This is a genomic window from uncultured Marinobacter sp. (genome assembly GCF_963974375.1).
Taxonomy (GTDB): Bacteria; Pseudomonadota; Gammaproteobacteria; order Pseudomonadales; family Oleiphilaceae; genus Marinobacter.
Genome location: NZ_CAXBDN010000227.1, coordinates 1 through 7,050, shown reverse-complemented (window position 1 = coordinate 7,050; position 7,050 = coordinate 1). Strand labels below are relative to the sequence as shown.

4 protein-coding genes are annotated in these 7,050 nt (G+C 56.6%); all 4 read right to left on the bottom strand.

Annotated features, from left to right (window positions below):
* Positions 1-174: 174 nt before the first annotated feature.
* Positions 175-921, bottom strand: a complete 747-nt coding sequence (locus AAC035_RS16445) for a response regulator (protein WP_339806066.1) — start codon at positions 919-921, stop codon at positions 175-177.
* Between the two features lie 143 nt (positions 922-1,064).
* A complete protein-coding gene (locus AAC035_RS16440) occupies positions 1,065-1,793 on the bottom strand; it encodes a HAMP domain-containing sensor histidine kinase (RefSeq protein ID WP_339806064.1) in 729 nt (242 codons plus the stop codon).
* Complete coding sequence (locus tag AAC035_RS16435; protein ID WP_339806062.1) at positions 1,793-3,442, bottom strand: response regulator; 1,650 nt, start codon at positions 3,440-3,442, stop codon at positions 1,793-1,795. The genes AAC035_RS16440 and AAC035_RS16435 overlap by 1 nt, the downstream gene beginning before the upstream one ends.
* A complete protein-coding gene (locus tag AAC035_RS16430; protein WP_339806060.1) occupies positions 3,439-6,951 on the bottom strand; it encodes a PAS domain-containing hybrid sensor histidine kinase/response regulator in 3,513 nt (1,170 codons plus the stop codon). Before AAC035_RS16430 ends, AAC035_RS16435 begins: the two co-directional genes overlap by 4 nt.
* Positions 6,952-7,050 lie beyond the last annotated feature (99 nt).

The window sequence follows — 7,050 nt, the reverse complement described above, 5'->3', positions numbered from 1 at the left end:
TGCCCATGCGAGAGTAGGTCATCGTCAGGCTCCTAATTAAAACACCCCCGACAGCGTACGCTGCCGGGGGTTTTTTATTGCCTGAAAAAAGCGATTTCCATTTGCCGCCAATCAAAAAACCCCGCAACCAGGGGTTGCAGGGCTTATAGCTACAGCGTGCAGGATTACCGGCCGCTAATCAGTATTGCCACCAATCAGCTCCATCAGGCCACCGATCATCTGACTGATCAGGTTCAGCTGTGAGTTCATGCCCTCCACCATTCCAGTAACGCTGTTTAACTGCAATGACAGCAGGATAGCCACGAAGGCGAAAATAACGGCCGTCAGAAACCAGAAACGACGTAACTTGCGTACCTGGATGTCGAGCTCTTCCTGAGCCTGGGCTTCCAGTCGTGCAACGTGCTGTTTCAGGTTGCGGATATCTTCGTTTGCTTCTTCATAGGCGATCTCAAGGGTAGACAGTCGGCCCGTCAGACGTCTGGTATAGGTCTGGTCGGCAATGGTCTGATAGGGGCTGGTATCAGGTGCCAGCAGCTCAGGCTGATCGTTGTCGGCATCAAGGATGGCATCAATCATCTGAACCAGTTGTTCCCGCTCAACCTGCTTGCCAATCACACCGGCGGCGCCCTTGGCTTTGGCATCCTGAAGATACCGGTCGGCATTCTGGGAGGTATACATGAAGACCGGAATATCACGGGTTTCCGGTTTGCTTTTGAGCTTTTCGAGAGCCTCGAAGCCGTTAATGCCAGGCAGCAGGTGATCGAGGAAAATCAGGTCAAAAGGCTCATGCTGAAGCAGGCTGAGGGCCTCTTCGGCAGAGCCGACGCCACGGGTATCAAGGTCTGCTTTTTCAAGCAGCCGCGCAAGAATGATTCTCGCTGTTGATGAGTCGTCAACGATAAGTGCGGTGCCACGGGGCATCTCGGTCTCCCTGTTATTGCGAGGGCCCTCGTTTCTTGCCAGTAAACAATATGATGCTGGCTTCTCCCTGAGGGCTTAGCTCAAGGTAATAGTGACGCCCGGGCAATTCAAGCGTCTTGTCTGCAAATTGTGGCACAGGTTGCCTACGGCAGGCATATTTCGAAAACGCCACCGCCAAGGCTGCCGCCGTTCCTTAATCTGATTTTTCCTGCCAAGCCATTGTTCTGGTGGAGATTGGCAATGGCCGCTGCAAAATACAGCCCCAGGCTGGTACTGCCGGTCCGGAAATCCGGTGATTTCAGGAGTACGTCCGTGCCGGCCTGTTGCATATGTTCGGGGTAGCCCGAACCGTCATCCTCAATGCCTATAACAAGACCTCCGGTTTCGTCTGCCCGTGCGGTCAGCAATATCTGGCTGCGGGTGTAACGGATGGCATTGTTGATGGTGCTGGTAATCACGCCGGCGATCAGTTCTTCGTCAAAAAATCCGGTCAGTTCATCATCAGCCGATACGTCGTAGGCAACGCCATAGCCTTTCAGCAGAGGTTCGTGGCGGGCCAGTTGTTCCTTCAGGAAATCGGCAACGTAATGTTCATCAGTGTGAGCCGAGAGTTTTTGTTCTCCCAGTCGATAGATGCCCAGCAGTTGAACCAGGTCACTGTGTACCCGCTCGGCTTCGTATTGCAGCGTATTGAGCCGTGTGCCTGAGCTGTCGGTATCGGTTTGCTCGGTACGCAGATCGTCGAGGGTACTGATGAGCATGCCAAGAGAGTTCTTCATGTCATGCACCGCCGAGGCAATGACCATGGAGAAGTCCAGTTTTGGCAGATTGACCGGCTGATTACCCTGCTCGGGGGGCTTGGGATCGCTCATTATTGCAGGTGCTCCAGTTTCCGTTTGAGGGCCAGATAGCGTCGGTATTGCCGGTGCTGCGGGGGCAGGCGTGATAACGCCTCAAGGCAGCGCTTGCACTGGCTGATGGCCTGCTGCCGGAGAATCGAGGGATCGCCCTCACTGATCTGTTTCATGCGTATCTGAGTCAGGTTCAGGTTCAGTGCTGCGTGATTCGGCACAACATCCAGTGCCTGTTCAAAGAATCCCGCAGCTTCAGACAGTCCGCCTTTTTCGAATGCCTTGATGCCCTCCCGGTTCAGATTGCGGGCTTCGAGTCGCTGCTGCAGGCCGACAGGTTCATCCAGCAGATTCTCGATCTGCTCAATAACCTCGGGATCCTGCTCAAAGTTCTGGGCAAGACTCGTCAGAAGCTGCTCGGCTTCGCCATTGCGGCCGGTACGAAACAGGGTTTTGGCAAGATCAAGCCCTGCATCTGCGGTCAGTTTGTCCTCAGGCAGGAGTTCTCTGGCATTTAGCAGGCATTTGTCAGCTTTGCCCGGGTGGCCCTGTGCCGAATAGATGCGGGCCTGCACCAGCAGGCTTCGGGCGCCAACATCCGGTGCTTCCGGGAATTTCTTTTCCATTTTCTTGAGGGTTCGAAAAGCTTCCTCGGCCTGTTCCTTGCCGACGCCTTTGGGGTCGCTTTCGCTGAGATCGGTGAGGGTTCGGGCAAAGGCCAGGTGGTGCTCCGGGCTGTCGAGTACAGACCAGGTGCCCAGATGAACGGCCCGGCGCCAGGCATCGGCTGCGGTTTCAGCGTCGTGATTGCTGGTGGCCAGGTGGGCCAGATCCCGTTGTCGCATCAGTGCATTGGGGGACAGCTCTGCGGCTTTCTGCAGCAGTTGCTGTGCCTGTGCCGGTTTTCCCTTACGCTTCAGGCCCTGAGCCATGGCGTCGTAAGCCTCGAGATAATCGGGATGGTCTTCGATCAGATGCCGGAGCATCTCGATGGCCTCGTCGTCGTAATGCTCCGCCAGCAATACCCGGGCTTTACCGAGACGAGCCCAGGAAAGCGCCCGTTGGCCCAGTACGTCGTCATAGATTTTCTTTGCCTGGGCGAAATCGCCGATCTCACTGTAAAGCTCGGCCAGGGTTTTGAAGATCCAGGTTCGGTGTTTGCGGTGCCTGGGTAACAGGCTCAGACACAGGCTGATGGCTTCCGGCGGATTTTCCAGGTCCATGGCGCGGGTAATCGGCAGTAGCTCTTCGCGACGTTCTGCCAGGGCCCCCAGACGTTTTTCCAGCATGGCCCGGTTAATGGGTTTGGTGAGATAGGCATCCGGATGGTATTCCCGGGCGCCCATCACCATTTCCCGTGAAGTTTCTGCAGTAACCATCAGAAACAGGGAAGAGTGGTGCAGCAATTTACGGTGCCTGAGTTCCTCAAGCACATGCTGACCGCTCTTGCCTTCACCAAGATTGTAATTGCATAGCAGCACGTCAAAGTGCTCATAGGTGCACTTCTGGATGGCGCTGATCCCGTTATTGACCGTCTCGATTTTCTCTGCGCCCAGGGTACGTAGCATCTGGCGCATGGAATTGCGGAAGTTTTCGAAGTCGTCCACAACCAGAAAGCGAAGCTTGCGAAAACTTGGTGAATAGTCGTGTGCTGCCTGATCGGTCATCATGAGCGGGGTTTCATCAACTTGTTAACCATGGCCCGTAGGGCTGCGGGTTTTACCGGTTTGTAGAGGATGTGATAGCCACGGTGGGCGGCATCGTCTTTTACTTCGTCACCAAGGTACCCGGTTATGAGAATGCCGGGAATGGGCGTGTTGAATTCTATCCGTAAGGCATCCATGGCATCGAGGCCATTGCGGTTATCATCAAGCTGGTAGTCTGCCAGGACAATATCCGGACCTTCATCTTCCAGAGTTGCCAGTGCCTGGGCAAGACTCTCTGCAGTGGTTACGCGGCACTGCCAGTTGCTGAGCAACGCGTGCATACCTTCGAGGATCTGTGGCTCATTATCAATACACAAAACATGCAGGCCGGTGAGGGAGGATACACTGCGCCCTGTCCTGGCCGGTTTGGGGTCCTCCCTTACGGTTGCTTCGGCGGCTACCATAGGTACCGTAATAGTGAACACGCTGCCCCTGCCAAGGGTGGAGTGAACATTGACCGGATGGCCGAGCATGCCGCTGATGCGATCGACAATGGCCAGACCGAGGCCCAGCCCTTTCTTGTCACGACCGTGTTTGAGACGTTTGAATTCCTCAAAAATATAGGCCAGCTGATCATCCGGGATGCCGGGGCCGGTATCCCAGACTTCAATTCTGAGATAGCCCTTGAGTCTGCGACAGCCCAGCAGGATACGCCCGCCATCGGTGTAGCGGGTCGCGTTGGACAGGAAGTTCTGGACAACCCTTCGCAGCAACCGGGCATCTGAACAGACCCAGGCGGAGCTGGGTACAACTTTCAACTGCAGATTCTGGTCATTGGCGATGGCGTGAAATTCGTTTGCGAGGTGTCGTAACAGATCATTGACGGGGAAGCGGGTGATGTCCGGTTCCAGCGCTCCGGCGTCCAGTTTCGAAATGTCCAGAAGCGTGCTGATGATTTCTTCGGCGGCCGTCAGGGAGCTGTCCAGGTGTTCTGCCAGGACTTTCGTTTCATCGGTTGTAACCTTGCTTTGCAAGGCCGAGGTGAACAGCCGGGCAGCGTTCAGGGGCTGCAACAGATCGTGGCTGGCCGATGCCAGAAAGCGGGTTTTGCTCTGGTTTGCCTGCTCGGCAACAGACTTGGCCTTGAGCATCTGCTCGCTGGTCACCTGCAATTCCTGGGTGCGTTCTTTCACGCGCTGCTCAAGATAGATATTGGTTTCCTTCAGCGCCTGTTCCGTGCGTCGCATCGCAGTGATGTCCTGGAACGTAGTGACGTACCCACCCCCCGGAATCGGGCTGCCTTCAACCTTGATAACCGTGCCATCGGGACGGTGTCGTTCGTAGGACATGGGGCGGCCGATTTTCATGGCGGCACAGCGATCATTGATGATTTCATCAATACGCGGTGCTGGCAGGCTGGCATTGGTGAGGTTGTGTCGCATCAGGTCCTGTATCGGGCGTCCGACACGAACATACCCCTTCGGGTAGGAAAACAGCTCCAGGTAACGCTGATTCCAGACCACCAGCTGTTGCTGGTGATTGACCACGGATACGCCAAGGCTGATGTTTTCGATGGCCGACTGCAGCAACTCCCGGCTGAAGGTCATTGCCTGGGATGCCTCATCGACAATACTGACCACGTCCTCGATCTGCATGTCGCGCCCGGTCAGGGTTGACTCCAGTACGACACGGGCGGTGGATGCGCCAATTACCGAGGCAAGCTGACGCTCGATATAGCGCATGAGATGACTGCTGGCCGGGCGCTGTGGCGACAGTCTCATGGCGTTGCGGCGTTCGTAGTTGGAGAACAGGGCGGTGGCCCGCTCCTCCCCCATGAATCGCTCCGCCAGGGCCTGCAGGTCGGCGGTCAGTACCTGGCCTTGCCAGATTTGCTGGTGGGGCGTTTCCGGCCGGGGCTGAGGATCGTGGAAAAAGGACGCAATCTGGATCTTTTCCCGTACCCGCTGCCGGGTGAACAGTGAGAGTCCGATATAAACGAGGGTGTTGGTGCCAAGGGACCAGATGATGCCATGGCTGATCATATCCAGCTCCAGCCCGAGAAGGGCTGTGGGCCGGGTCCAGCTGAGGCTCCATAGCCCCTGGTCAATCAGTGTGTCACTGAGCCAGCCGGTGGACGCCAGTGCCGGGATCAGCAAGGTGTAAAACCACATCCCGAAGCCGATGACCAGACCCCAGATAGCGCCATTGTAATTACCCTGGCGCCACAGGATGCCACCTACCAGGGAAGGGCCGAACTGGGCAACAGCGGCAAACGACAGCAGGCCAAATGCCGTCAGGCTGTAGTCAGCGCCGGCCAGCCGGTAGAAACCGTAGGATGTCAGGAGCACCAGAAAAATGGTGACCCGCCGGATGCTCAGCAGAAAATGGCTGAGGTCGCCCCGGCGGTTCATGCCGGGGCGAAAAAATTTCAGCAGGGCGGGCATGACGATTTCGTTGCTGACCATGGTGGCGATGGCCACCGAGCAGACAATAACCATGGCCGCAGCGGCGGAACCGCCGCCCAGGAAAGCCAGTACAGCCAGAGATTTTTCTCCGGCCATGATCGGCAGACTGAGAATCATCATGTCAGGATTGATCTGGTCGCTGCCTGTCTGCAGCAGGCCGGCAGCGGCGATTGGGATGACAAAGGCGCTGGCTATGATCAGGTAGGCGGGCATGGCCCAGCGGGCGGTATTGAAGTCACGGTAATCGGCATTCTCCACTACCATCACGTGAAACTGCCGTGGCAGACAGAGAATCGCCAACATGGCCACGATGGTCTGGGTAATGAACGCCGGGGCTTCAACATGATCCCAGCCCAGCTGGCCTACCAGATCAGCCTCCCGGGCCCGGGTCAGCAAATCCCCGAAGCCACCGTAAAGTCCGTAACCCACGAACAGCCCCACGGCAACAAAGGCCACCAGTTTGATCACCGATTCAAAGGCTACCGCCTGAATCATGCCGCGGTGGTGCTCGGTTGACTCCAGGTGTCGTGTACCAAAAAGAATGGTGAAGACTGCCAGCACAACGGTGATATACCAGGCCGAGTCACTCCAGGCTGCCTGGGACGCAGCCTCACCGGCACCGTTTTCGGTCAGCACGCTGAACCCGAGAGAAATGGCTTTCAGCTGCAGTGCGATGTAGGGAACACTGCCGATAAGGGCAACCACCGCAATCAGTGCCGCCAGTGACTGGGACTTGCCGTAGCGGGATGCGATGAAATCGGCAATCGAGGTGCTGTTACTGCGTTTGCTGATGTAGATGATACGTTTCAGCAGGGGCGCACCGAACACGAACACCAGCAGTGGCCCCAGATAAATGGGCAGAAATGCAAAACCTTCCTGGCTGGCGCGACCAACCGCGCCGTAGAAGGTCCAGGAGGTAAAGTACACGGCCAGGGAAAGGGCATAGATGTGCGGCCGCACAAACTTGTTCCGGTGCAGACCCGGATGCTTGTCCCCCGCCCAGGCGATGGCAAACAACAGTGAAATATAGGCGATCGAGATGACGATCAGTAGCCAGACGCTGATCATGACGCTCAGCTATTTCCGGAACTCATGCCTGCAATCCTGCGACAAACGGTTACCTGAAGCGGATCGGAAGGCTCCAGTCTGCGCAGCGCGCTGATATCT

What these genes read in the sequence shown, in the direction of transcription:
- AAC035_RS16445 (WP_339806066.1), bottom strand. Translation starts at nt 921, where the DNA reads ATGCCCCGTGGCACCGCACTTATCGTTGACGACTCATCAACAGCGAGA.
- AAC035_RS16440 (WP_339806064.1), bottom strand. Translation starts at nt 1,793, where the DNA reads ATGAGCGATCCCAAGCCCCCCGAGCAGGGTAATCAGCCGGTCAATCTG.
- AAC035_RS16435 (WP_339806062.1), bottom strand. Translation starts at nt 3,442, where the DNA reads ATGATGACCGATCAGGCAGCACACGACTATTCACCAAGTTTTCGCAAG.
- AAC035_RS16430 (WP_339806060.1), bottom strand. Translation starts at nt 6,951, where the DNA reads ATGATCAGCGTCTGGCTACTGATCGTCATCTCGATCGCCTATATTTCA.